The organism is Pseudomonas sp. TZ252, assembly GCF_056110345.1.
In genome coordinates, this window is sequence record NZ_CM148566.1 from 1,005,326 (window position 1) to 1,028,065 (window position 22,740).

Sequence of the window (22,740 nt, forward strand, 5' to 3'; positions counted from 1 at the left end):
CCAGGAACCGTCAGTTCTTGCTCTCGCCGAAGCCACGATCTTCCAGCAGGTACTCGGGAATCTCGTGCTCATAGCTTTTCAGGTAGCGCTGGTAGGCCCGCTGGCGCTCGGCGGCGGTCGCGCTTTGCCGAACCGGGCTGGCGGCCCGGCCGCTCGCCTGGATGGCCAGCCAGGCGCGGGTGGCGGTCTGCGGTTCGGCCGTCGCTGGCGCGGCGGGACGGACCGCCGGCGTGTCCGCGGCCCAGGCCGGGCCGGACAGGAGCAGCAAGACGCCGAACAGGATTCGCTCGTGCATGGTTCACCTCTCCGGCGCCGGCTCAGGACGCCTCGTTGGCCATCGCGGTATGCATATTCGCCTCCGCCGGCAGTTCCGCCAGCGGGTCGTCGCTTGCCGGCGCCGCGCCGGGTGTCGGTACGGCACCCCAGCTGCGCGCCCGCGCCTCGGCCGCGCGGATGTCCCGGGCATCCAGCTGCAAACGCTCGATCAGGCGCTGCGCATCTTCCCGGTCGCCTTGCAGGTACAGCAGGCCGAGCAGGTTGGTCGCCGGTAGCTTGCCGCCCTGCTGCAACTCCAGCGCAGTGATGAATTCGAAGCGCGCGCCGACACGGTCGCCGCGCTTGAGCAGGGCGACCCCCAGGTCGTTGCGGAAGCGGCTCTCGGTCGGCCGCAGGCGCGCCGCCTCGCGCAGCTCGAGGACCGCCCGGGCGCTGTCGCCATTGCGCAGGGCGAGCAGGCCGAGGCCGTGGTGCGCCTCGGCTGCCTTGCAGGTTTCCAGTAGGGCCTGGTACTCGGCCCTGGCCCGCGGGTCGCCGATCCGGCGCAGGATCAGCGCCCTTTCCTCGCGCACGTCGAGCAACCCCGGCGGCATGCTTTCCAGGTTGGCCAGGGCCGCATGCAGGCGGCCCTCGCGGATCATGTCGCGGACCATGTTCATCTGCAGTTCCTGCTCCTGGCCGAGCTGCTGCGAACACTCCCGTGGGCCGTCCCGCCCCGGCAGCGCGGCGCAACCGCCGAGCAGGGCGGCGCACAGGCCGATACCGATCAGTGCTTTCATCCCAGTCCTCCCAAGGCCTTGGTGATGGCGATGACGCCCGGACCGGCGAGGACGATCAGCAGCGCCGGGAACAGCAGCACCATCATCACCAGGCTCATCTTCGCCGACAGCTTGCCGATGCGTTCCTGCAAGGCGGTCAGGCGCCGGTCTTCGAACAGTTGCTTGAGCGTCAGCAGGGTGCTGCGCGCACTGCCGCCCTGACGCAACATCTGCCGTAGCACGCCGCAGCAGTCGTTCAGCGGGTCCACCTGCAGGCGCCGGGCAAGCGCCTCCAGCTCTTCCGCCAGGTCGATGCCGTTGTCGGCACGGGTCAGCGCCAGGTCCAGCTCGCGGGCCAGTTGCGGGGTGATCCCGCGGCCTTCCAGGCAGACCACGCGCAGCGTCTGCTCCACGGTCAGGCCGGCGTCGAAGAGGATGCGGATCAGTTGCACGAACAGGATCATCTCGTCGGCGATCAGCGCCCGGCGCGCCTTGGCGAAGTGCTTGAGCACCTGCTTGGGCAGGAGGAAACCGATGCCGGCGGCGAACAGCAGCGGCACCGCGTAGGACGCCTCGCTCTCGGCGCGCAGCAGCTTGACCAGCAAGACCAGGAGAACGAACAGCAGCGGCGTGAGGAACACCGAGATCAGGTACAGGGTCCGGTAGCGACTCTCGTGCCAGCCGGCCTGTTGCAGCAACTGGCGGGCCTCGCTGTCCATCAGTTGCAGGCGCCGCACCCAGAAGCTGTCGTCCATCCGCTCGGTCATGCCGGCCAGCCACCTGGTCGAGCCGCCAGGGTTGGCCAGCGCTCCCAGGCGCCTCTCGATCAGGCGCTGCTCGCGGCTGCCGTTGCGCGCCTGGAGCAACAGCAACAAGGCACCGCCGACCGCCATCAGGAGCGCCGCGAAAATCAGCCACTGTGCCTGCATGGCCACCTCCTAGACGCTCTTGAGCATGCGCCACAGCGCATAGCAGCCGAGCAGTTGCAGCCCGAGCGAGGCCAGGAGCAGGAAACGCCCGGTGCCGTCGGCCCACATGTTCAGCAGATAGCCCGGGTTGCTCGCCAGGATGTAGCCGCCCAGGGCGCTCGGCACGCCGGCCAGGACATAGGCGCTGATCCGTGTCTCGCCGGTCATCGCGTGCAACTGCCGGCTGAGCTTCTCGCGCTCGTGGATGAGCTTGACGATGCTGTCCAGCAGGTCGCTGGTATTGCCGCCATAACGGTGGTTGACCGAGACGCCCAGGGCGAGGATGCGCAGCTCCTCAACCTCGTAGAGTTCGGCGACTTCCTGCAACGCCTCCGGCAGGTGGATGCCGAGAAGCACGTGGTTGCGCGCCAGGGTGAAGATGTCGCGCAGCGGCTCCTCGGCATTCTCCACTGCCTGCATCAGCGCGTCGCCCAGCGTGCGCCCGGCGTGCAGGCTGCGCACTACCTGGTCGAGGAAACGCGGCATCTGCCGGATCATTCGCTTCAGGCGGCGCTGGTAGAGCATGCCCAGGGCGACGCGGCAGGACAGCGCCGCCAGTAGCAGGCCGCCTAGCGCGCCGATGGTGCCGAACAGGCCCAATCCGCTCCAGACCAGCAGCAGCGCGAGCACTGCCGCCCCGAACAACCACGGGCGCGGGCGCTGGATACCGGCGCGACGCATCTGGCGAGCCAGCCAGTGACTGCTGCGCGGCCGCACCGCGACCGCCTCCTGGCGTCCCAGCAGCCGTTCAACCACCAGTTCGTTGCGCCCGGCGCGCCAGCCCATGAACGCCAGGGCCAGCGCGGCGAAAGCCAGCACGCCGCTGAACAGCACCAGCAGTTGCGCGCCGTTCACAGCAGCGCCTGGCGGAATTTCTGCCCGACCGGCGCGGCCTGGCGGACGAACTGCCCGCTACCGCGCCGGTCGAGACTGAACAGGGTATTGGTGACGTACACGCCGTCGCGCACCTCCAGCACCTCCAGCACTTCGCTGATGCAACGCCGACCGCTGGCCAGGCGGGTGATCTGCACCACCACGTCCAGCGCGGCGCAGATCATCAGGCGCAAGGTCTGCTCCGGCAGCCTGTTGCCGGTCAGGCCGACCAGCATCTCCATGCGCAGCAGCGAATCCATCGCCGAGTTGGCGTGCACCGTGCTCATCGAGCCGTCGTGGCCGGTGTTCATCGCCTGCAGCACGTCGAGTACCTCGACGCCGCGGATCTCGCCGAGGATGATCCGGTCCGGGCGCATCCGCAGGGCGTTGCGGATCAGGTCGCGGGCGGTCACCTCGCCGTAGCCCTCGGCGTTCGGCGGACGGGTCTCCAGGCGCACCACGTGGTCGTGGCCGAGTTGCAGCTCGGCGGTGTCCTCGATGGTGACGATCCGCTCGCGTTCGTCGATGAAGCCGCTGATGACGTTGAGCAAGGTGGTCTTGCCGGTGCCGGTGCCGCCGCTGATGAGGATGTTGCAGCGGCGCGAGACCGCCTGGCGGAGGAACTCGAGCAAGGCTTCGTCGACGCTCTGGTAGGCCAGCAGGTCGGCACTGCGCAGCAGCTCCTGGCTGAACTTGCGGATCGAGATGCACGGCCCGTCCAGCGCCACCGGGGGAATGATCGCGTTGACCCGGCTGCCGTCCGGCAGGCGCGCGTCGACCATCGGGCTGGACTCGTCCAGGCGTCGGCCGAGGGGCGCGAGGATACGCTGGATCACCCGCAGCACATGGTGGTCGTCGATGAAGCGCAGGTCGCTCTGGTAGAGCCGCCCTTCCCGCTCGACGAACACCCGGCCCGGCCCGTTGACGAGGATTTCCGAGACGCTGGGATCGCGCAGGAGGATCTCCAGCGGGCCGAAGCCGGTGAGTTCGTCGACCACCTCTTCGGCCAGGCGGTCCAGTTCGTAGCGGGAGATCGCCAGTTGATGGCGCGAGCCGTATTCGCAGACCTTTTCCGAGACGTACTGGACCACGGCGGAGCGCGCGCCCTCCAGCAGGTTCATGCCGTCTTCGTCGATCTCGTCGATGATGTAGCGGTGCAGGCGCAGCTTCAGCGCCTGGATGTCCTGCTCCTGGCGGGAGTGGAAGGCACCGCCGTCAGGACGCGCGCCGAATCCCGTGCTCATAGCAGCGCCGCCTTGGCCCGGCCGAGCCAGGACAGCAGCGAACGGCGCTCGCCGCGTGTCACGCACAGGCTGTCCGCCAGTTGCCGCAGCTTGGCCGCCAATGGGTCGCGCGGCGCCACCTCGAACAGGCTCTTGCCGAGGTTCTTCGCGCGCAGGCGCGATTCCGGGGACAACGGCAGGACACCGAACAGATCGAGGTCGAACATCCGGCTGAGGGCCTGCTGGTCCGGCGCCACATTGGGCAGGTAGCGCTCGATCAGCAACTCGATGGAGGGCAACGGCAGGTTGCGCTCGCGCAGGCGGCGCAGGCGCTCCAGGCCCTTCTTGCAGGACGGCACGCTCTGGTCGACCATCCACAGCACGCGGTTGGCCTGCACCAGCAACTGGTTGCTCAGCTCGCCCTCGGGCAGCCCGGTGAGGTTGACCACCACATGGCTGAACGCCCCGCGCAGGTTGCCCAGCAACAGATAGAGTTCGGCGGTGGTGACTCGCTCCAGCACGCCGGGCTCGTCGGTCAGGCTGAGTATCCGCAGGCCGCTGTCGAGGCGGGTGAAGGCGCTGTCGATCAGGGTCTGGTCGAGGCGCCGCAGGTTGCGCAAGGCATCGCTGAAGGTGAAGGCCGAGTCCAGGCCGAGGATCGCCAGCGCCTCGCCGGTGGGCTGGCCGACGTCCAGCAGCAGGACCTGGTTCGGCGTCTGCTCCTGCAACGCCTTGGCCAGGTGCAAGGCGACGAAGGCGCCGTCGGCGTCCGGTCGGGCGCTGACCAGGGTCAGCAGCTCGCCCTGGCGCGCCGCGCTCACCGGCACGCTGGGCAGGCGTCCGCCGAGGCGCCGGATCAGCCCGGTCAGCTCGCTGGCGCGGGCGCCGTAGGTGATGAAGTCGCGCGCGCCGGCGCGCATCGCCGCCAGCACCAACTGGTTGTCCAGGCCGTCGCCGATGGCCACCACCGAGAGCATCGGCCGCGCCGATACCAATCCCTCGACCAGCGCGCCCTGGGACACCAGGTTGCTCTTGCCGAGGCTGATGAACAGCACCCCGGCGGCGGTGACGTCGAGCAGCGCCAGCAACTCCTCCAGGCTGGCGCTGCCTGCCGGTACCACCTGGCCGGCGGACGCCAGGCTGTTCTGCAACCAGTCGAGTTCGCCGGGATGCTGGGTCAGCGCCACGAAGTTCTGGTTCATGCGCGCCTCCTAATCCGACAGGCCGGTGTCGTTCTGCTGGCCGTCGTACTCGCCGCGCTCGAGGAAGTACAGGCGCGAGAACCCCGGATCGTAGTGCCGCAAGCCCTCGCCGGGCAGGTCCGGCAACTGTGCGTCGGCGGCCAGCGGCTGGACCAGGTGCGGGGTGACGATCATCAGCAGCTCGCGGTCGTCCTTGTCCAGCTTGGTCGAGCGGAAGAACGCACCGAGGATCGGGATGTCGCCCAGCCAGGGAAACTTGTCGACGTTGCTCACCGAGTTGCTGCTGGTCAGCCCGCTGATCACGAAGCTCTCGCCGTCGGCCAGCATCACGCTGGTGTCGGTGCGCCGGACGCGCAGCGCCGGCACCGCCACCCCGCCGCTCTGGATGCCGGCGCTGTAGTCCAGTTCGCTGACCTCCGGCGCCACCTTGAGAGCAATGCGGCGGTTGTTCATCACCGTCGGGGTGAGGGTCAGGCGGATGCCGAACTCCTTGTATTCGATGGTGACGTTGTCGTTGGTGCCGTTCGGCACCGGGATCGGAAACTCGCCGCCGGCGAGGAACGACGCGCTCTGCCCGCTCATCGCCACCAGGCTCGGGCGCGCCAGGGTATAGGCGAAGCCGCTGCCCTCCAGGGCATTCATGAAGCTCAACCACTTGCCACCGCCGAAGATCAGGTTGAATCCCGAGCTGCCGGTGCCGAAGGTGCCGCCCAGGCCGCTGCCGTCGGCATTGACCTTGATATCGCCGAGGCTGCCCGGCGCACCGAGCACCCAGAGGTTGCCGCCGCGGCGGACGAACGAGGTGCTGGCCTGCTTCAGCTTGCTGCGGCTGACCTCGACGAAGCGGATATCGGTCTGCACCTGGTTCGGCAGCTCCTCTGCGGCGCCGACGGTGAACGCTGGAGCACCGCGGGTATCGACGCTACCGCGTCCCTCGACCTCCACCAGGCTGCGCAACGGCTCGGGACTGCAGCCGGTCCAGATCAGCAGGCTGGTGGAGCCCTGTTCCTTACCGGTGACCAGGAAGCCGCGACGATCCAGCAACTGTACGTCGGCGATCTTCGGATCGCCGATGGCCAGCCGTTCGATCGGCACCGCCAGGCGCAGGTCACGCTGTTGTCCCTGGACGACGTCGACCCGCGGCGCCTGCGCCAGCAACTCGATGCAGCCCTGCGGCAAAGCCAGTGCCGGCAGCGCCAACGCCACCCCCAGCAGCCCTCCCAGCCAGCGCGACACGCCTATCCCGGTGCTCCGATGCATATGCCGGCTCCCCTCAAGGCACTTCATGGGTCATGGCGCTGCCACGGTAGACCGTGACCCCGTTGGCCACCGGCACGCGCGGAGCCGCGCTGCGCACGCTCGGCGCCGTCGGTTTGCGGCGCTCCAGCAGTTGGTCGAGACTCAGCGCCGCGCTCGGCGCGCCCAGCGACGCTTGCAGCAGCGCGCCTTCCTGCTCCCTGCGGTAGAGTTCTTCGTCCTTGCTGCGGATGGCCAGGCGCAGCGAACCGGCCTGGCTCGCCAGCATCAGCCGCGCCACGCCGTCCTCCGGTACCGCCAGCACCGCGGTACGCGGCGGACGCGGGTCCTTTTCCTGGTTCGAGCGGTCCTGTCCATCGCTGCCCACGGCGATCCGCTCGCCGTAGGTCAGTACCCGGACGCCGGGCAACACCAGTTGCGCCAGCGGGGTCGATTCGCCGTCCCGCTCGTCACGCACGAAGAGCATCACGTCGACATAGTCGCCGGGCAGGACGAAGCCGCCGCCGCCGACCACTTCGTCCACAGCGATCGCCATCGCCCGCTCGTCCGGACGGATGGTCCGGGCCAGCGGACCGCCGGGTTCGAGGGTCGCGGCGGAAAGAATGCTGCCGGCCGGCACCGCGACCCAGACCCGCTTGCCGAGCAACGCCTCGGGCCTGTCGTAGCTACCGACCGGTGCGGTCCGCAACAGCTCGACGCTCAGGTCGTCCTTGCCGATCACCGCCAGCGCCGGGAGATCGCGACTGGCCACCAGCACCGGCTTGCGTTCGAGCTTTTCCAGCGAAGCGTCCACCGTCGCCGAAGCCGGCGCCACGGATGGAGCGTGCGCGTTCGATGGCGCGCGGCCGATGGATACGCCGAGGTATCCGAGCAACACCGCACCGAGCAGCAGCAGGCCGGCCAGGGCCATCAGCACCTTGCTATTCATGGGCAGACCCCTGCTATGCGTCCGGACAGGTCGATGAACGGAAAATCACCGGCGATCGCCGATGAACGAAAAAGAAAAAGTGGCGTCTTGCTGTCCGTGTCATGGCCATACTCCGGGACTGGCTTTCCATGGCAGGTACATTGGGTTATCGACTGGAGACAGTCGTTATTCAAGAACCAAAGTTCATAACTTCGACCATGCGGCGATAGGCCTGAATCTAGACTTGGGATAATCAATGTCAATTTGTCATTAGATGTAGTCCAAGCCTTGTAACTCGCCATATAACCTTGCGACTAATCCACTCCTACTAATGCCATTTAGTTGTTGCAAAACGCCATCATCGGCCTAGCCTCAGCGTGGAGGCAGGGCTCTGTCTCGGTGATTGCCGCGTTCGAGGAGCAAACAAGAATGAAGAACCTGACTCTGCTCGTGTATTGCAAACTTCGCGCATTCCTGGCGGACGAAGAAGGGGCAAATGCCATCGAATACGCGGTTATCGCAGGTTTGATCGCGGTGGCTCTGATTGCCGTATTGAGTCCCACGGACAGTGGTATCGTCGGCGGGCTGAAAGCCTTCTTCGACGGAGTCGGCGAAAAAGTCGGCGGGCTGGCTCCGACAGCGAACTGACGCGAGCGCTTTCCCGGTCGCTTCCCATAGTGACGCCATTTTCATGGCGCCACTATTTTGCCTTTGTAATGGCACTGTGCTACAAAGCCTGCCGTTCAGGCGCTGGATCATGGCTTTCCCCCGCAAGCTCCCTACCTGGTGGCCTGGGCTCCCCGCCCTTCTTGAGGCTTTTGCCAGGACGCATCGCTCATGCTTCGCTCGCTGTCGTTTGCCAAGAAAATCCTTCTCGCCGCCGCGCTGGTGGTGGTTTTCGCCTTCAGCTGCTTCATCCTCTACAACGATTACCGACAGCGCGAGGCCGTGCGCACGGACACGGAAAACTACCTCGGGGAAATCGGCACCCTGACCGCCAGCAACATCCAGAGCTGGCTGGAAGGCCGCATGCACCTGGTGGAAGGCCTGGCCTCGCAACTGGCGCTGCTCGACCAGCCCGACGAGGCGAATATCGCAAGGCAACTGGAACAGCCCGTCTTCAGCCGCAATTTCGCGTCGGTCTATCTTGGCGAGGCGGCCAGCGGCACCTTCACCATGCGCCCCTACGACGCCATGCCGGAAGGTTACGACCCACGTACCCGCGCCTGGTACAAGGACGCGCTGGCGGCCGACCGGCTGATCGTCACCGAACCTTTCGTCGATGCCGGCACCGGCGAGCAGATCCTCGCCATGTCGCTGCCGGTGCGGCACGCCGGTCAACTGCTGGGCGTCGCCGCCGGCGACATGAAGCTGGAGACCCTGACCGCGATCCTCAATTCCCTGAAGTTCGACGGTGCCGGCTACGCCTTCCTGGTCAGCGACGCCGGCAAGATCCTCCTCCACCCCGACTCCGGGCTGGTCCTGAAGACCCTCGCCGAAGCCTATCCCAAAGGCGCACCGAACATCGTCCCCGGGGTCCACGAGGTGGAACTCGACGGTCGCAGCCAGTTCGTTTCCTTCACCCCGGTGAAGGGACTGCCCGGCGTGACCTGGTACGTCGCCCTGGTCCTCGACCGCGACACCGCCTATTCGATGCTCAGCGAATTCCGCACTTCGGCGATCGTCGCCACGCTAATCGCGGTGGTCGGCATCATGCTTCTCCTCGGCATGCTGATCCGCGTACTGATGCAACCGCTCACCGACATGGGCCGCGCCATGCAGGACATCGCCCAGGGCGAAGGCGACCTGACCAAGCGCCTGAAGGTCACCAGCAACGATGAATTCGGTACGTTGGCCAATGCCTTCAACCGCTTCGTCGAGCGTATCCACGAATCGATCCGCGAGGTCGCCGGCACCGCTCGCCAACTGCACGATGTGGCGCAACTGGTGGTGAACGCCTCGAACTCCTCGATGGCCAACTCCGACGAGCAGTCCAACCGCACCAACAGCGTCGCAGCAGCGATCAACGAACTCGGCGCCGCCGCCCAGGAAATCGCCCGCAACGCCGCCGATGCCTCGCACCACGCCTCCGACGCCAACCACCAGGCCGAGGACGGCAAGCAGGTGGTCGAGCAGACCATCCGCGCGATGAACGAGCTTTCCGAGAAGATCAGCGCCTCCTGTGCCAACATCGAGGCCCTCAACAGCCGCACGGTGAACATCGGCCAGATCCTCGAAGTGATCAAGGGCATCTCCGAGCAGACCAACCTGCTCGCCCTCAACGCCGCCATCGAAGCCGCGCGCGCCGGCGAGGCCGGACGCGGCTTCGCGGTGGTCGCCGACGAGGTGCGCAACCTGGCCCACCGTGCCCAGGAGTCGGCCCAGCAGATCCAGAAGATGATCGAAGAGCTGCAAGTCGGCGCCCGCGAGGCGGTGGCCACCATGACCGAAAGCCAGCGTTACAGCCTGGAGAGCGTGGAGATCGCCAACCGTGCCGGCGAACGCCTGGGTAGCGTGACCAGCCGGATCGGCGAGATCGACAGCATGAACCAGTCGGTGGCCACTGCCACCGAGGAACAGACCGCGGTGGTCGACTCGCTGAACATGGACATCACCGAGATCAACACCCTCAACCAGGAAGGCGTGGAGAACCTCCAGGCCACCCTGCGCGCCTGCGGCGAGCTGGAAACCCAGGCCGGGCGCCTGCGGCACCTGGTGGACAGCTTCAAGATCTGAGCCCGTCCGTCCCACAGGCCGGCTAACCGCGAAGCGGTTAGCCGGCGATCATCCAGCCCCCATGAAAAAGGCGCCCGCGGGCGCCTTTTTCATGGCCTGGCGCTCAGCGCCGCTTCTTCCCGCCCATCAACGAGCCGAGCAGGCCACGCACCAGCTCCCGGCTCAACTGGTTGGCCGCCTGGCGCATGGCGCTCTTCACCGTCGAATTGGACAGCAGGCTGCCGAGAATCTGCCCGGCCATGCCGCCGACGCCGGACGAGCTTTCCTGCTGAGCAGTCGCCTGGCCCTGGACCTCGGGCTTGGCGCCCGCCTTGTTCGCCAGCACCTCGTAGGCCGACTCGCGATCGATCGGCTGGTCGTAGCGACCCTTCAACGGCGACCGCTGGACCAGTTCAGCGCGCTCGCTGTCGCTCAGCGGGCCGATCCGCGAATAGGGCGGCGCCACCGCGACGCGCTGGACCATGGCCGGCGTGCCCTTTTCCTCCAGGGTGCCGACCAACGCCTCGCCGATACCCAGTTCGGTCAGCACCCCCAGGGTGTCGAACGCCGGGTTCGGGCGGAAACCGTCGGCCACCGCGCGCAGCGATTTCTGCTCCTTGGCGGTGAAGGCGCGCAGGCCATGCTGGATACGCAGGCCGAGCTGGGCCAGGACATCGTCCGGCAGGTCGCCCGGCGACTGGGTGACGAAGTACACCCCGACGCCTTTCGAGCGGATCAGCCGGACCACCTGTTCCAGGCGGTCGCGCAAGGCTTTCGGCGTGCCGTTGAACAGCAGGTGGGCCTCGTCGAAGAACAGTGCCAGCACCGGCTTGTCGGCATCGCCGCGCTCCGGCAGTTGCTCGAACAGCTCGGCCAACAGCCAGAGCAGGAAAGTCGCGTAGACCTTCGGCGCCTCGTGCACCAGGCGGCTGGCGTCGAGCAGGTGGATGCGCCCGCGCCCGTCCGGCTCGGGGCGGAGGATGTCTTCCAGTTGCAGGGCAGGCTCGCCGAAGAAGGCCTCGGCGCCCTGCTGCTCCAGAGTGGCCAGGCGGCGCAGCAGCGCCTGCCCGGAAGCGCCAGTGAACAGCGCCCGGTCCTCGCCAAGGATTTCCGGATTGTCCTTCAGATGGTTGAGCAGCGCCTTCAGGTCCTTCAGGTCGAGCAGCAGCAGGCCTTCCCGGTCGGCCACCTGGAAGGCGGCGAACAGCGCGGCCTGCTGGCTATCGGTCAACTCCAGGAGGTTGGCCAGCAGCAGCGGGCCCATCTCGCTGATGGTGGTGCGCAACGGGTGGCCGGTCTTCCCGGCGATGTCCCAGAGCGTGGTCGGGTAGGCCTTCGGCTGGTAGTTCAGCCACGGCATGCTGGCGATACGTTCGGCGACCTTGCCCTGCGGGTTGCCCGGCGCGGCGATGCCGCACAGGTCGCCCTTGATGTCGGCGGCGAACACCGCGACACCGGCATCGCTGAAGGATTCGGCGAGGTGCTGCAAGGTCACCGTCTTGCCGGTACCGGTGGCGCCGGCGATCAATCCATGACGGTTGGCCAGGCGCCAGGCCTGTCCTACCGGCTGGCCATCGGGGCCAGCGCCGATCAACAACTCATTCGCTTGCGACATCCATTCATCCTCGGGACTAAAGCTCCGGCACGCTGTGCCGACAGTAAGGGAAAGCCCTTGTGCAACGGGGCTTCCAGCGGAACCCGCGTACCAATATGCGCGGGTTCCCGCGAAGGGCGTCGGGCCAGCGCATCGACCCGATCTGGCCGTCCAGCTTCAGCGAAGACCTTCGGGCCTTGCTGAGACAGGAAAAATCGCCATCGTATCCGTATCACGCATTCTTCGGAGCCACCCAGGGAACCGTGGCTTCGTGGCACAAGGCCGTGCCTGGGTCGACGGACTACCCACCCGCGCGACCCGCCCGACGCTGCAAGGCGTACGGAAAGCCCCTGCGCCCGCGGAACGGTCGCAGGGGTCTGGTCAAAGACTGGCGCTACATACTCCTGGACGCAATACAACATGATCAAAAGTCTGAAGTTCAGCCACAAGATCCTCCTCGCGGCCTCCCTCGTGGTGTTCGCCGCTTTCGCACTGTTCACCCTCTACAACGATTACCTGCAGCGCAACGCGATCCGCGAGGACCTCGAAAGCTACCTGCGGGAAATGGGTGACGTGACTTCCAGCAACATTCAGAACTGGCTCGGCGGCCGTCTGCTGCTGGTCGAGCAGACCGCCCAGACCCTGGCCCGCGACCACAGCCCGGAAACCGTCAGCGCCCTGCTCGAACAGCCGGCCCTGACCTCGACCTTCAGCTTCACCTACCTCGGCCAGCAGGACGGCGTCTTCACCATGCGTCCGGACAGCCCGATGCCGGCCGGCTACGATCCGCGCAGCCGGCCCTGGTACAAGGACGCCGTGGCGGCCGGCGGCCTGACCCTGACCGAACCCTACGTCGACGCCGCCACCCAGGAATTGATCATCACCGCGGCGACACCGGTGAAGGCCGCTGGCAACACCCTCGGCGTGGTAGGCGGCGACCTCAGCCTGAAGACCCTGGTGCAGATCATCAATTCGCTGGACTTCAGCGGCATGGGCTACGCCTTCCTGGTCAGCGGCGACGGCAAGATCCTGGTACACCCGGACAAAGAGCAGGTGATGAAGACCCTGAGCGAGGTCTACCCGCAGAACACGCCGAAGATCGCCACCGGTTTCAGCGAGGCCGAATTGCACGGGCATACCCGCATCCTCGCCTTTACCCCTATCAAGGGCCTGCCTTCGGTGACCTGGTACCTGGCGCTGTCCATCGACAAGGACAAGGCCTACGCCATGCTCAGCAAGTTCCGCGTCTCGGCCATCGCCGCCGCGCTGATCTCCATCGTCGCCATCCTGGTCCTGCTCGGCCTGCTGATCCGCCTGCTGATGCAGCCGCTGCACCTGATGGGCCGTGCCATGCAGGACATCGCCCAGGGCGAGGGCGACCTGACCAAGCGCCTCGCCGTGACCAGCCGCGATGAATTCGGCGTACTCGGCGATGCCTTCAACCAGTTCGTCGAGCGTATCCATCGCTCGATCCGGGAAGTCGCCGGGACCGCGCACAAACTGCACGACGTCTCGCAACTGGTGGTGAACGCCTCGAACTCTTCGATGGCCAACTCCGACGAGCAGTCCAACCGCACCAACAGCGTCGCCGCGGCGATCAACGAACTCGGCGCCGCCGCCCAGGAAATCGCCCGCAACGCCGCCGATGCCTCGCACCACGCCTCCGACGCCAACCACCAGGCCGAAGACGGCAAGCAGGTGGTCGAGCAGACCATCCGCGCGATGAACGAGCTTTCCGAGAAGATCAGCACCTCCTGCGCCAACATCGAGGCCCTCAACAGCCGTACGGTGAACATCGGCCAGATCCTCGAAGTGATCAAGGGCATCTCCGAGCAGACCAACCTGCTCGCCCTCAACGCCGCCATCGAAGCCGCGCGCGCCGGCGAGGCCGGACGCGGCTTCGCAGTGGTCGCCGACGAGGTGCGCAACCTGGCCCATCGCGCCCAGGAGTCGGCCCAGCAGATCCAGAAGATGATCGAAGAGCTGCAAGTCGGCGCCCGCGAGGCGGTGGCCACCATGACCGAGAGCCAGCGCTACAGCCTGGAGAGCGTGGAGATCGCCAACCGTGCCGGCGAAAGCCTGAGCAGCGTGACCCGGCGGATCGGCGAGATCGACGGGATGAACCAGTCGGTGGCCACCGCCACCGAGGAGCAGACCGCGGTGGTCGACTCGCTGAACATGGACATCACCGAGATCAACACCCTCAACCAGGAAGGCGTGGAGAACCTCCAGGCCACCCTGCGCGCCTGTGGCGAGCTGGAAACCCAGGCCGGGCGCCTGCGCCAACTGGTGGACAGCTTCAAGATCTGAGACCGGCCGGTCTCGTCGCCGAACCGGCGGACAACCGCGATGCGGTTATCCGCCCTGCCGACGAAAAGCGCCCACGGGCGCTTTTTTTCGTTCTCCAGGTCGCATTCGGTGAAACCATTCATCCGTTGCGCTAAAGCTTCCGGACTTGCCGCCGACAGACACGGCAAGCCTTGCAGTTGCGATCCAACTGGGGCTGTTCACGACAGCGCGCCCGCGCCTCCCGGATGCAAGAAACCATGATCAAAAGTCTCAAGTTCAGCCACAAGATCCTGCTCGCCGCCGCGCTGGTGGTGATCGCGACCTTCTCCCTGTTCACCCTCTACAACGACTCCCTGCAGCGTGCCTCGATCCGCGAGGACCTGGAGGACTACCTGCACGAAATGGGCGAGATCACCGCCAGCAACGTGCAGAACTGGCTGAGCGGGCGCATCCTGCTGATCGAGAACCTGGCCCAGACCCTGGCCCGCGACCACAGCCCGGAGACCACCCAGGCCCTGCTGGAACAGCCGCTGCTGGGCTCGACCTTCCTCTTCACCTACCTGGGGCAGACCGACGGCACCTACACCGCGCGCCCCACCAGCGACCTGCCGGCCGACTACGACCCGCGCCGCCGCCCCTGGTACAACGCCGCCACCAGCGCCGGCCAGACCACCCTCACCGAACCCTACATGGAGCCGGCCATCCACGAGCTGGTACTGACCATCGCCAGCCCGGCGCGCCAGGGCGGCCAGCCATTCGGCGTGGTCGGCGGCGACCTCAGCCTGCAGACGGTGGTGAAGATCATCAACTCGCTGGACTTCGGCGGCATGGGCTACGCCTTCCTGGTCAGCGGCGACGGCAAGATCCTCGTCCATCCGGACAAGGACCAGGTCATGAAGAGCCTCAGCGACGTCTACCCACGCAACACGCCGAAGATCGGCAGCGGCTTCAGCGAGGCCGAGCTGCACGGCAACACCCGGATCCTCAGTTTCTCTCCGGTCAAGGGCCTGTCCGGCCTGGACTGGTACATCGGCATCTCGGTGGACAAGGACAAGGCCTATGCCATGCTCACCAAGCTGCGTACCTCGGCGATCGTCGCCGCGCTGATCGCGGTGGTCGCCATCGTCCTCCTCCTCGGCATGCTGATCCGCGTACTGATGCAGCCGCTCACCGACATGGGCCGCGCCATGCAGGACATCGCCCAGGGCGAAGGCGACCTGACCAAGCGCCTGAAGGTCACCAGCAACGATGAGTTCGGGGCCCTGGCCATTTCCTTCAACCGCTTCGTCGAGCGTATCCACGAATCGATCCGCGAGGTCGCCGGCACCGCTCGCCAACTGCACGATGTGGCGCAACTGGTGGTGAACGCCTCGAACTCCTCGATGGCCAACTCCGACGAGCAGTCCAACCGCACCAACAGCGTCGCAGCAGCGATCAACGAACTCGGCGCCGCCGCCCAGGAAATCGCCCGCAACGCCGCCGATGCCTCGCACCATGCGTCCGACGCCAACCACCAGGCCGAAGACGGCAAGCAGGTGGTCGAGCAGACCATCCGCGCGATGAACGAGCTTTCCGAGAAGATCAGCGCCTCCTGCGCCAACATCGAGGCCCTCAACAGCCGCACGGTGAACATCGGCCAGATCCTCGAAGTGATCAAGGGCATCTCCGAGCAGACCAACCTGCTCGCCCTCAACGCCGCCATCGAAGCCGCCCGCGCCGGCGAGGCCGGACGCGGCTTCGCGGTGGTCGCCGACGAGGTGCGCAACCTGGCCCACCGCGCCCAGGAGTCGGCCCAGCAGATCCAGAAGATGATCGAGGAACTGCAGATCGGCGCCCAGGAAGCGGTCAGCACCATGACCGAGAGTCAGCGCTACAGCCTGGAGAGCGTGGAGATCGCCAACCGTGCCGGCGAACGCCTGAGCAGTGTCACCGGACGGATCGCCGAGATCGACGGGATGAACCAGTCGGTGGCCACCGCCACCGAGGAGCAGACCGCGGTGGTCGATTCGCTGAACATGGACATCACCGAGATCAACACCCTCAACCAGGAAGGCGTGGAGAACCTCCAGGCCACCCTGCGCGCCTGCGGCGAGCTGGAAACCCAGGCCGGGCGCCTGCGCCAGCTGGTGGACAGCTTCAAGATCTGAGCACTGCCCGAGCCGTAGCCGAACCGGCGGATAATCGCGCCGCGGCTATCCGCCCTACCCCCGGCCATTCGTAGGGTGAACAACGCCAACGGCGTTGTTCACCCTTATCCTGCCAGGATGCCTCCCGAGGCATGCCTTGCTCTCCGCCCGCTCCCTCTGCGACCTATTCCCGCGCTGGCTGCCCCGAACGCGCCGGCTCGCGCTTTCTTTCCTAGACTTGAAGCTACCCATGGCTCCCGCACACCGTTCGAACGACTGCCGGCGCCGGTGGTCCACTGAGTGGCAGAAGGAACAAGCTCAACGGAGGAAGGCCCATCGTGCACATCGCCGATATGACCATGTTCTACGCGCCTGCCAGCGGGGGGGTACGCACCTATCTCGAAGCCAAGCATCGCCATCTCTGGCACTATCCCGGCATTCGCCACAGCGTGCTGGTTCCTGGCGCCGGCTATCGCCAGGCGAACGGCATCCACGAGGTGCCGGCGCCGCCGCTGCCATTCGGCAATGGCTACCGCTTCCCTCTCCGTCGCGGCCCCTGGCGCAAGGTGCTGCGCAATCTGCAACCGGACCTGATCGAGGTCGGCGACCCCTACCTCACCGCCTGGGCGGCGCTCGACGCACGGCGTCGGCTGGACGTGCCGGTGATCGGTTTCTACCACTCCGACCTGCCGCTGCTGGTGAGCAATCGCATGGGCGCCTGGCTCGGCACCAACGCGGACAACTACGTCAGCAAGCTGTACGGCCACTTCGACCGGGTCCTGGCCCCCAGCCGGGTGATGGCGGAAAAGCTGATGCGCCTGGGCGTCGCCGACGTGCATGTACAACCGCTGGGCGTCGACCTCGTCACCTTCCATCCGAGCAACCGAGATCCGGGGCTGCGCCAGGAACTCGGCCTGGACGAGGAAACCCGCCTGCTGGTGTTCGCCGGGCGCGGTTCGCGGGAAAAGAACCTGCCGGTACTGCTCGACGCCATCCAGCGCCTCGGCGACGGCTATCACCTGTTGCTGGTGGGTTCCAACATGCCGACCCGGGTACCGCGCAACACCAGCGTGGTCGACCATTTCTGCGACAGCCGCGAAGTCGCCCGCCTGCTGGCGAGCAGCGACGCGCTGCTGCACGCCGGCGACCAGGAGACCTTCGGCCTGGTCGCACTCGAAGCGATGGCCAGCGGCATTCCGGTGGTGGCGGTGCGCGCCGGGGCACTGGCGGAAATAGTCCCGGAGCGTTGCGGCGTGCTCTGCGCGCCGAACAACGGCGACGCCATGGCCTGCGCGGTGCGCGAACTGTTCAGCCACGACGTCGAGCTGCGCGGCCAGCGCGCCCGCCGTCACGTCGAGCGCCAGCATGCCTGGGACGCGGTGGTCGCCGGCCTGCTCCTGCACTACCACGCGGTACTCGGCGACAGCGAGGCGAGGTTCCCGCGCTATGGCTGAACGCAGCCTGCTGCTGGTGTTGCACGACGTGGCCCCGGAAACCTGGCCGGACTACCGGCCCTTCGTCGAGGCCGTGGACGCGCTCGGCCAGGTCCCCATGACCTGGCTGGTAGTGCCCGATTTCCACCATCGCAACCCGTTGGAAGCCGACGAAAAGTTCTGCGAACTGCTCTCGCGGCGGGTGGCCCGGGGTGACGAACTGGCTCTCCACGGCTTCTATCACTACGATGACGCCCCACCACCGCGTACTCCAGGGCAATACTTCATGCGTCGCATCTACACCTGGGAGGGAGAGTTCTATGCCCTCGACCACGCCGAGGCCAAGGCCCGCCTGGCCGCCGGCATCGAACTGTTCCGCCGCCGCGGATGGCCGCTGCACGGTTTCGTCGCGCCGGCCTGGCTGATGAGCGCCGGCACCCGCCAGGCGCTCGGCGAGAGCGGACTGCGCTACACCAGCGACCCGTCCAACCTGTATCGGCTTCCCCACCTGCAACCGATCGAGGCCCCCGGTCTGGTCTGGAGCGCGCGCAGTGCCTGGCGTCGCGGCCTCTCCTGGGCGCTCAGCGAGCAGCGCCGGCGGGCCTGGCGCGCAGCGCCGGTGATCCGCCTCGGACTCCATCCGGTCGACATGCGCCATCGCTTTTCCCGCGAATACTGGCTGCGTACCCTGCGCACCCTGCTGTCCGAGGGGCGCCAGCCGCTGACCAAGATCGACTGGCTGGAGCGCCGCCTCGCCCTGGACCACGCGGCATGAGTCGAGGCTGGTTACTGCTGTTCGGTTTGATCGGTGCCTCGCTGATTCCGCTGGTGCTCGGCGGCAGCGACATGTTCTCGCGCTTGCGCGCCTTCCCGCTGGACAGCCTGCTGCTGATGTTCGGCATGATCGTGGTCTGCTGGTTCATCAACGGCCTGCGCCTGCGGCTGCTGCTCGCCGGGCGCGCCGGCAAGCTCGGGCAGTTGCAGAGCGTCGGCATCATCATGGCCAGCGAATTCGCTTTCTGCGCCACTCCGGGCGGCAGCGGCGGGCCGTTGACCCTGATGGCGCTGCTGGCCCGGCGCGGCCTGCGCCCGGCACAGACCAGCGCGGTGTTCGCGGTCGACCAGTTGGCCGACCTGACGTTCTTCCTCTGCGCCCTCGGCGCGATCCTGATCTATGCCCTCAGCCATTCGCTGAGCCCGAACATGGAATCGAGCCTGATCTTCAGCGCGGTATTCCTGGTCGGCCTGTTCGTCGGCGCGGTAATGCTGATCCGCTACCTGCACCAGGTGATCCGCTTCAACGGGCGGGTTCTGGCGCGGCTCGGCGTGTCATCGCGCAAGCGCCTGCACTGGGGCCGCAAGATCCTGCATTTCCGCATTGCCCTGCACGACAGCCTGCGCCTGCCGAAACGACGCCTGCTGGCGGTCTTCCTTCTCAGCAGTACGCACTGGCTACTGCGCTTCAGCGTGCTCGATCTGACCCTGCGCGGCCTGGGAGTGGATATCCAGTGGGCCTGGACCTTCCTGATCCAGATGGTCTCGCTCAGCGCCGGACAGCTCTCGCTGATCCCCGGCGGCGCCGGCGGCACCGAGCTGACCTCGGCGGCCCTGCTGGCCCCCATGATCGGCAAGTCGACGGCGGCGGCGGCCATCGTCATCTGGCGAGCGGTGACCTTCTATTTCTACCTCGTCGCCGGCGGCCCGGTGTTCGCAGTGCTCGCCGGACGCCCGCTGCTGAAGAAGCTGATCAGCAGTCGCGAGGCTTCTTCCTGAGCGCATCCTCGGCGTCAGCCTCGCCCGTCTCGCTGGCGCTCTCCTGGATACGCCGCCAGAGTTCGGCCGCGCCGGGAAACTCGGTTCCGTCCTCGTCGCCGAGGGCGTCGATGTCGTAACGGCTGGTGCAACCCTCGCCGAGGGTCGGTGGCGGGCTGGCGGTGCCCGCCGACCTGGGATCGCTCATGTTCGTTCCTCCGGGTGCCGGCCCCGGCCGGCATTCCAGGGGAGCCGGCTCAGTCGAACACCACCGTCTTGTTGCCGTGTACCAGTACGCGGTCTTCCAGGTGATAGCGCAGTCCGCGCGCGAGCACCAGTTTTTCCACATCCTTGCCCAGCCGCACCATGTCTTCGACGTTGTCGCGGTGAGTGACCCGCACCACATCCTGCTCGATGATCGGACCGGCATCCAGTTCCTCGGTCACGTAATGGCTGGTCGCGCCGATCAGCTTGACCCCGCGCTTCGACGCCTGGTGATACGGCTTGGCGCCGATGAAGGACGGCAGGAAGCTGTGGTGGATGTTGATCACCTGGTGGGCGTACTTGCGGCACAGGTCCGGCGGCAGGATCTGCATGTAGCGAGCCAGGACGATGCAGTCGGCGCCATGTTCGTCGATCAGCCGGGAAACTTCATCGAAAGCCGGCTGCTTGTCCTGCGGATCGACGGGAACGTGGAAATACGGGATACCGTGCCACTCGACCATGCTGCGCAGGTCGTCGTGGTTGGCGATCACGCAGGGAATCTCGCAGTCCAGTTCGCCGCTGTGCCAGCGGTGCAGCAGATCGGCCAGGCAATGGGACTCCTTGCTGGCCATCAGCACCACGCGCTTCTTCACCTCGGAATCGGTGATCCGCCATTCCATGGAGAATTCGCGGGCGATCGGGGCGAAAGCCTGGCGGAAGCCATCCAGGTCGAACGGCAGAGAGTCGGCACGGATCTCGTGGCGCATGAAGAACCAGCCGTTATCGTTGTCGGAATGATGGCTGGCTTCGGTGATCCAGCCATTGTAGGTGGCCAGGAAGTTACTCACCTTGGCAACGATCCCGACCCCGTCGGGACAGGCGATCACCAGCCGAAAAGTGCGCATGGGTATACTCCAGAAACATCGCGAAAGGCCGCCATTCTAGCGGCATGGCGGGAAAAGTTCAGCCTCGGCGAAGGCCTTTCGACAGGCTGTTGCGCGAGAGAATAAACCCGCACAACAGGGCAATCCCGATGCGGAATTAATTACTTTGAATTTCATCGAGAAAAGTTTTCATCCCGGTTTACTTACAGTTTCGCCCTGACTATTATTGAATCTACTTACATGCCCGCCACCGCCACTCAGCACAGACAAGGTACCTGACATGTCCCTGATCAACGAATATCGCGCCACGGAAGAAGCCATCAAGGAACTTCAGGAGCGCCTGAAGTCCCTGGAACAAGACGACAAACTGAAAAAAGAACTGGAATTCGAAGAGAAGCTGCGCACGCTGATGGGCACTTACCAGAAGTCCCTGCGTGACGTGATTTCCCTGCTCGATCCGGACGCCAAGATCGGCAAGAGCACCCGCACCGCCAAGGCGCCTGCCGGCAAGCGCGCGCGCAAGGTCAAGCAGTACAAGAACCCGCACACCGGCGAAGTCATCGAGACCAAGGGCGGCAACCACAAGACTTTGAAAGAGTGGAAAGCCAAGTGGGGCCCCGAGGCCGTCGAGAGCTGGGCCACCCTGCTCGGCTAAACCAGTCAGTTCCACGAAGAACGCCAGCCCAGTGCTGGCGTTTTTCATTTCCGCCGGATCGTACCGACTCCTCTGCCTGCGTCCTCAAGTCTCCAGCGAATAGCGTTGACGCAGTTCCGCGGCGTAATCGCGCCAGGCCGCAAGTACCGCCGGCAATGTGCCGCCCTGCTCTTGCCGACAAGCCTCCAGCGCCGCCTCGAAGGCCGGCAAAGTATTCGGTGCGCCGTATTCTTCATGGGACAAACGATTGCGGCAGAAGCTTTCCCATTGTTGGCGCTCGGCCACATTTAAAGTTTCCGGGAAATTTCGCGCACGATAGCGAAAGAACAACTCCTGCAAACGGGCATCGTCGAAGGGCCATTGTTCTTTGGCCAATTGCTCCGGTTCGGCAAGGCGCAGCTGTTCACAAAGGCGTCGATCCCGATCGCCAATAAATCCGTCATACAACTGTTGCTCGGGGTCGTCGCTGGCGGAGAAACTTTCTTCGCCATATAGCGCTGTCAGTTTGTCCGCCCAGACGGTTTGATGCTGGCGCAACAGCTCGGCTTTTCGCTGGCACTCCTCGAGTTCGATGCCGGTTCGCTGGCGATCCTCGGCGCGCAATACCGACAGCGGCGCCACCACCGGGCAACGGTTGACCTGGATCTGCTTCAACGGCACCGGCAACTCGCCCTCGGCCAGTTCGTCGCGACGGGTATACAGGCGCCTGCGCAAGTCTTCGGCCGACAACTCCAGCAGCGGCGCGGGATCGGCGCAGAGGTCGCAGACGATCAGAGCATTGCGGTTGCGCGGGTGCCAGGCCAGCGGCAGGACCACCGAGAGGAAATGGCGCTCCGCGGAAAAGCGTCCGGAGACATGCACCAGCGGCTGCAGCAGGCGCACCTGGTCGAGCACCTTGTGCTTGCTGCGCAACTGGTAGAGGTAATCGTACAGGCGCGGCTGGCGCTGACGGATCAGGCGGGCCAGGGCAATGGTGGCGCGGACATCGGAAAGCGCGTCGTGGGCCTGCCCATGCTCCAGGCCGTTCGCCGCGGTGAGCATTTCCAGCTTCAGCGACAGCCGGCCGTCCAGCTGCGGCCACTGGATGCCCTCCGGGCGCAGGGCATAGGCGGTACGGACCATGTCGATCAGGTCCCAGCGGCTATTGCCGCCTTGCCACTCGCGGGCGTAGGGATCGAAGAAGTTGCGGTACAGGCTGTAGCGCGTCACTTCGTCGTCGAAGCGCAGGGAGTTGTAGCCAGCCACGCAGGTCGCCGGCTGCGCCAGTTGGGCGTGTACCCGGGTCATGAAGTCGGCCTCGGACAGCCCCCGCTCGGCCAGCCGCTGGGGAGTGATGCCGGTGATCAGGCAAGCCATAGGGTGGGGCAGGATATCGTCGCTGGGACGGCAATACAGGTTCATCGGCTCGCCGATCTCGTTCAGCGCCTCGTCCGTGCGGATCCCGGCGATCTGCAACGGCCGGTCGCGGCGAGGGTCGATGCCGGTGGTTTCGTAGTCGTACCAAAAAATACTCGCGTTCACGGTCATTCCCTTTCTGGCGGCACCGGGCAGTCTACCAGTGACTGCCGCGAAGCTCGCGACCCACTTCGGGGATTTCCAGGTTTTCCAACGAACTCACGGAAAG

General features: G+C 66.1%; 20 protein-coding genes. 8 read left to right on the forward strand and 12 right to left on the reverse strand.

The features are described from left to right. Positions 1-10: 10 nt before the first annotated feature. Genes ACYAF3_RS04635 through rcpC form a run of 8 tightly spaced genes read right to left on the reverse strand, consistent with a single transcriptional unit; the run spans position 11 to position 7,485 of the window. A complete protein-coding gene (locus ACYAF3_RS04635) occupies positions 11-295 on the reverse strand; it encodes a DUF3613 domain-containing protein (RefSeq protein ID WP_003103957.1) in 285 nt (94 codons plus the stop codon). A gap of 22 nt (positions 296-317) precedes the next feature. Continuing rightward, positions 318-1,055, reverse strand: a complete 738-nt coding sequence (gene tadD / locus ACYAF3_RS04640) for a type 4b pilus Flp biogenesis protein TadD (RefSeq protein WP_003134587.1) — start codon at positions 1,053-1,055, stop codon at positions 318-320. Beyond that, complete coding sequence (gene tadC, locus ACYAF3_RS04645) at positions 1,052-1,963, reverse strand: type 4b pilus Flp biogenesis protein TadC (protein WP_019486235.1); 912 nt, start codon at positions 1,961-1,963, stop codon at positions 1,052-1,054. Before tadC ends, tadD begins: the two co-directional genes overlap by 4 nt. 9 nt (positions 1,964-1,972) lie before the next feature. Next, the gene (tadB, locus tag ACYAF3_RS04650) at positions 1,973-2,857 is read right to left on the reverse strand and encodes a type 4b pilus Flp biogenesis protein TadB (RefSeq protein WP_003114981.1); all 885 of its coding nucleotides are present in this window, start codon (positions 2,855-2,857) and stop codon (positions 1,973-1,975) included. Next, a complete protein-coding gene (gene tadA / locus ACYAF3_RS04655; RefSeq protein WP_121377703.1) occupies positions 2,854-4,119 on the reverse strand; it encodes a type 4b pilus Flp biogenesis ATPase TadA in 1,266 nt (421 codons plus the stop codon). Before tadA ends, tadB begins: the two co-directional genes overlap by 4 nt. Continuing rightward, positions 4,116-5,300 carry a type 4b pilus Flp biogenesis protein TadZ gene (tadZ, locus tag ACYAF3_RS04660; RefSeq protein WP_003093855.1) on the reverse strand — a complete coding sequence of 395 codons (1,185 nt, stop codon included), beginning with the start codon at positions 5,298-5,300 and terminating at the stop codon, positions 4,116-4,118. Before tadZ ends, tadA begins: the two co-directional genes overlap by 4 nt. 9 nt (positions 5,301-5,309) lie before the next feature. Beyond that, the gene (gene rcpA / locus ACYAF3_RS04665) at positions 5,310-6,560 is read right to left on the reverse strand and encodes a type 4b pilus Flp secretin RcpA (protein ID WP_003107384.1); all 1,251 of its coding nucleotides are present in this window, start codon (positions 6,558-6,560) and stop codon (positions 5,310-5,312) included. 13 nt (positions 6,561-6,573) lie between these two features. Continuing rightward, complete coding sequence (gene rcpC / locus ACYAF3_RS04670) at positions 6,574-7,485, reverse strand: type 4b pilus Flp biogenesis protein RcpC (RefSeq protein WP_003107382.1); 912 nt, start codon at positions 7,483-7,485, stop codon at positions 6,574-6,576. 408 nt (positions 7,486-7,893) lie between these two features. Here rcpC and flp point away from each other — a divergent pair, with 408 nt between their 5' ends. Both flp and pctC read left to right on the forward strand, forming a co-directional pair. Continuing rightward, positions 7,894-8,112, forward strand: coding sequence for a type 4b pilus Flp major pilin (gene flp / locus ACYAF3_RS04675; RefSeq protein WP_003107380.1), 219 nt, complete (start codon positions 7,894-7,896; stop codon positions 8,110-8,112). A 189-nt stretch (positions 8,113-8,301) separates the two neighbouring features. Further along, entirely contained in the window at positions 8,302-10,200 is a 1,899-nt protein-coding gene (pctC, locus tag ACYAF3_RS04680; protein WP_003163018.1) for a methyl-accepting chemotaxis protein PctC, read from the forward strand. A 103-nt stretch (positions 10,201-10,303) separates the two neighbouring features. Here pctC and ACYAF3_RS04685 read toward each other — a convergent pair whose 3' ends face one another. Beyond that, positions 10,304-11,794 (reverse strand): helicase HerA-like C-terminal domain-containing protein, encoded by a 1,491-nt coding sequence (locus ACYAF3_RS04685; protein WP_003114975.1) that lies wholly within the window; start codon positions 11,792-11,794, stop codon positions 10,304-10,306. A gap of 399 nt (positions 11,795-12,193) precedes the next feature. On the opposite strand from ACYAF3_RS04685, the gene pctA reads away from it, so the two are divergent. The 5 genes from pctA (at position 12,194) to ACYAF3_RS04710 (ending at position 19,394) form a co-directional block, all read left to right on the forward strand. Next, the gene (pctA, locus tag ACYAF3_RS04690; protein WP_094009773.1) at positions 12,194-14,083 is read left to right on the forward strand and encodes a methyl-accepting chemotaxis protein PctA; all 1,890 of its coding nucleotides are present in this window, start codon (positions 12,194-12,196) and stop codon (positions 14,081-14,083) included. Between the two features lie 236 nt (positions 14,084-14,319). Next, positions 14,320-16,209, forward strand: a complete 1,890-nt coding sequence (pctB, locus tag ACYAF3_RS04695) for a methyl-accepting chemotaxis protein PctB (protein WP_003148126.1) — start codon at positions 14,320-14,322, stop codon at positions 16,207-16,209. Positions 16,210-16,526: 317 nt separating this feature from the next. Continuing rightward, positions 16,527-17,642 carry a glycosyltransferase family 4 protein gene (locus ACYAF3_RS04700; RefSeq protein WP_003110035.1) on the forward strand — a complete coding sequence of 372 codons (1,116 nt, stop codon included), beginning with the start codon at positions 16,527-16,529 and terminating at the stop codon, positions 17,640-17,642. After that, positions 17,635-18,396 (forward strand): DUF2334 domain-containing protein, encoded by a 762-nt coding sequence (locus ACYAF3_RS04705; protein ID WP_003093883.1) that lies wholly within the window; start codon positions 17,635-17,637, stop codon positions 18,394-18,396. Before ACYAF3_RS04700 ends, ACYAF3_RS04705 begins: the two co-directional genes overlap by 8 nt. Beyond that, a complete protein-coding gene (locus ACYAF3_RS04710) occupies positions 18,393-19,394 on the forward strand; it encodes a lysylphosphatidylglycerol synthase transmembrane domain-containing protein (RefSeq protein WP_003093885.1) in 1,002 nt (333 codons plus the stop codon). Before ACYAF3_RS04705 ends, ACYAF3_RS04710 begins: the two co-directional genes overlap by 4 nt. On the opposite strand, the gene ACYAF3_RS04715 is transcribed toward ACYAF3_RS04710, so the two are convergent. Together ACYAF3_RS04715 and purU are read right to left on the reverse strand one after the other, a co-directional pair. Continuing rightward, positions 19,369-19,581 (reverse strand): hypothetical protein, encoded by a 213-nt coding sequence (locus ACYAF3_RS04715; RefSeq protein ID WP_023436359.1) that lies wholly within the window; start codon positions 19,579-19,581, stop codon positions 19,369-19,371. The genes ACYAF3_RS04710 and ACYAF3_RS04715 overlap by 26 nt on opposite strands. A gap of 49 nt (positions 19,582-19,630) precedes the next feature. Beyond that, complete coding sequence (purU, locus tag ACYAF3_RS04720) at positions 19,631-20,482, reverse strand: formyltetrahydrofolate deformylase (RefSeq protein WP_003101174.1); 852 nt, start codon at positions 20,480-20,482, stop codon at positions 19,631-19,633. A 259-nt stretch (positions 20,483-20,741) separates the two neighbouring features. Between purU and mvaT the strand changes: the two genes are divergently transcribed. Then, the gene (mvaT, locus tag ACYAF3_RS04725; protein WP_003093888.1) at positions 20,742-21,116 is read left to right on the forward strand and encodes a histone-like nucleoid-structuring protein MvaT; all 375 of its coding nucleotides are present in this window, start codon (positions 20,742-20,744) and stop codon (positions 21,114-21,116) included. An 84-nt stretch (positions 21,117-21,200) separates the two neighbouring features. On the opposite strand, the gene sbcB is transcribed toward mvaT, so the two are convergent. Further along, on the reverse strand, positions 21,201-22,643 hold the full coding sequence (gene sbcB / locus ACYAF3_RS04730; protein ID WP_003120852.1) for an exodeoxyribonuclease I: 1,443 nt from the start codon (positions 22,641-22,643) through the stop codon (positions 21,201-21,203). Positions 22,644-22,740 lie beyond the last annotated feature (97 nt).

What these genes read in the sequence shown, in the direction of transcription:
- tadZ (WP_003093855.1), bottom strand. Translation starts at nt 5,300, where the DNA reads ATGAACCAGAACTTCGTGGCGCTGACCCAGCATCCCGGCGAACTCGAC.
- tadD (WP_003134587.1), bottom strand. Translation starts at nt 1,055, where the DNA reads ATGAAAGCACTGATCGGTATCGGCCTGTGCGCCGCCCTGCTCGGCGGT.
- pctC (WP_003163018.1), top strand. Translation starts at nt 8,302, where the DNA reads ATGCTTCGCTCGCTGTCGTTTGCCAAGAAAATCCTTCTCGCCGCCGCG.
- pctB (WP_003148126.1), top strand. Translation starts at nt 14,320, where the DNA reads ATGATCAAAAGTCTCAAGTTCAGCCACAAGATCCTGCTCGCCGCCGCG.
- rcpA (WP_003107384.1), bottom strand. Translation starts at nt 6,560, where the DNA reads ATGCATCGGAGCACCGGGATAGGCGTGTCGCGCTGGCTGGGAGGGCTG.
- ACYAF3_RS04635 (WP_003103957.1), bottom strand. Translation starts at nt 295, where the DNA reads ATGCACGAGCGAATCCTGTTCGGCGTCTTGCTGCTCCTGTCCGGCCCG.
- sbcB (WP_003120852.1), bottom strand. Translation starts at nt 22,643, where the DNA reads ATGACCGTGAACGCGAGTATTTTTTGGTACGACTACGAAACCACCGGC.
- ACYAF3_RS04715 (WP_023436359.1), bottom strand. Translation starts at nt 19,581, where the DNA reads ATGAGCGATCCCAGGTCGGCGGGCACCGCCAGCCCGCCACCGACCCTC.
- ACYAF3_RS04705 (WP_003093883.1), top strand. Translation starts at nt 17,635, where the DNA reads ATGGCTGAACGCAGCCTGCTGCTGGTGTTGCACGACGTGGCCCCGGAA.
- ACYAF3_RS04685 (WP_003114975.1), bottom strand. Translation starts at nt 11,794, where the DNA reads ATGTCGCAAGCGAATGAGTTGTTGATCGGCGCTGGCCCCGATGGCCAG.
- tadA (WP_121377703.1), bottom strand. Translation starts at nt 4,119, where the DNA reads ATGAGCACGGGATTCGGCGCGCGTCCTGACGGCGGTGCCTTCCACTCC.
- purU (WP_003101174.1), bottom strand. Translation starts at nt 20,482, where the DNA reads ATGCGCACTTTTCGGCTGGTGATCGCCTGTCCCGACGGGGTCGGGATC.
- tadC (WP_019486235.1), bottom strand. Translation starts at nt 1,963, where the DNA reads ATGCAGGCACAGTGGCTGATTTTCGCGGCGCTCCTGATGGCGGTCGGC.
- pctA (WP_094009773.1), top strand. Translation starts at nt 12,194, where the DNA reads ATGATCAAAAGTCTGAAGTTCAGCCACAAGATCCTCCTCGCGGCCTCC.
- flp (WP_003107380.1), top strand. Translation starts at nt 7,894, where the DNA reads ATGAAGAACCTGACTCTGCTCGTGTATTGCAAACTTCGCGCATTCCTG.
- ACYAF3_RS04710 (WP_003093885.1), top strand. Translation starts at nt 18,393, where the DNA reads ATGAGTCGAGGCTGGTTACTGCTGTTCGGTTTGATCGGTGCCTCGCTG.
- rcpC (WP_003107382.1), bottom strand. Translation starts at nt 7,485, where the DNA reads ATGAATAGCAAGGTGCTGATGGCCCTGGCCGGCCTGCTGCTGCTCGGT.
- mvaT (WP_003093888.1), top strand. Translation starts at nt 20,742, where the DNA reads ATGTCCCTGATCAACGAATATCGCGCCACGGAAGAAGCCATCAAGGAA.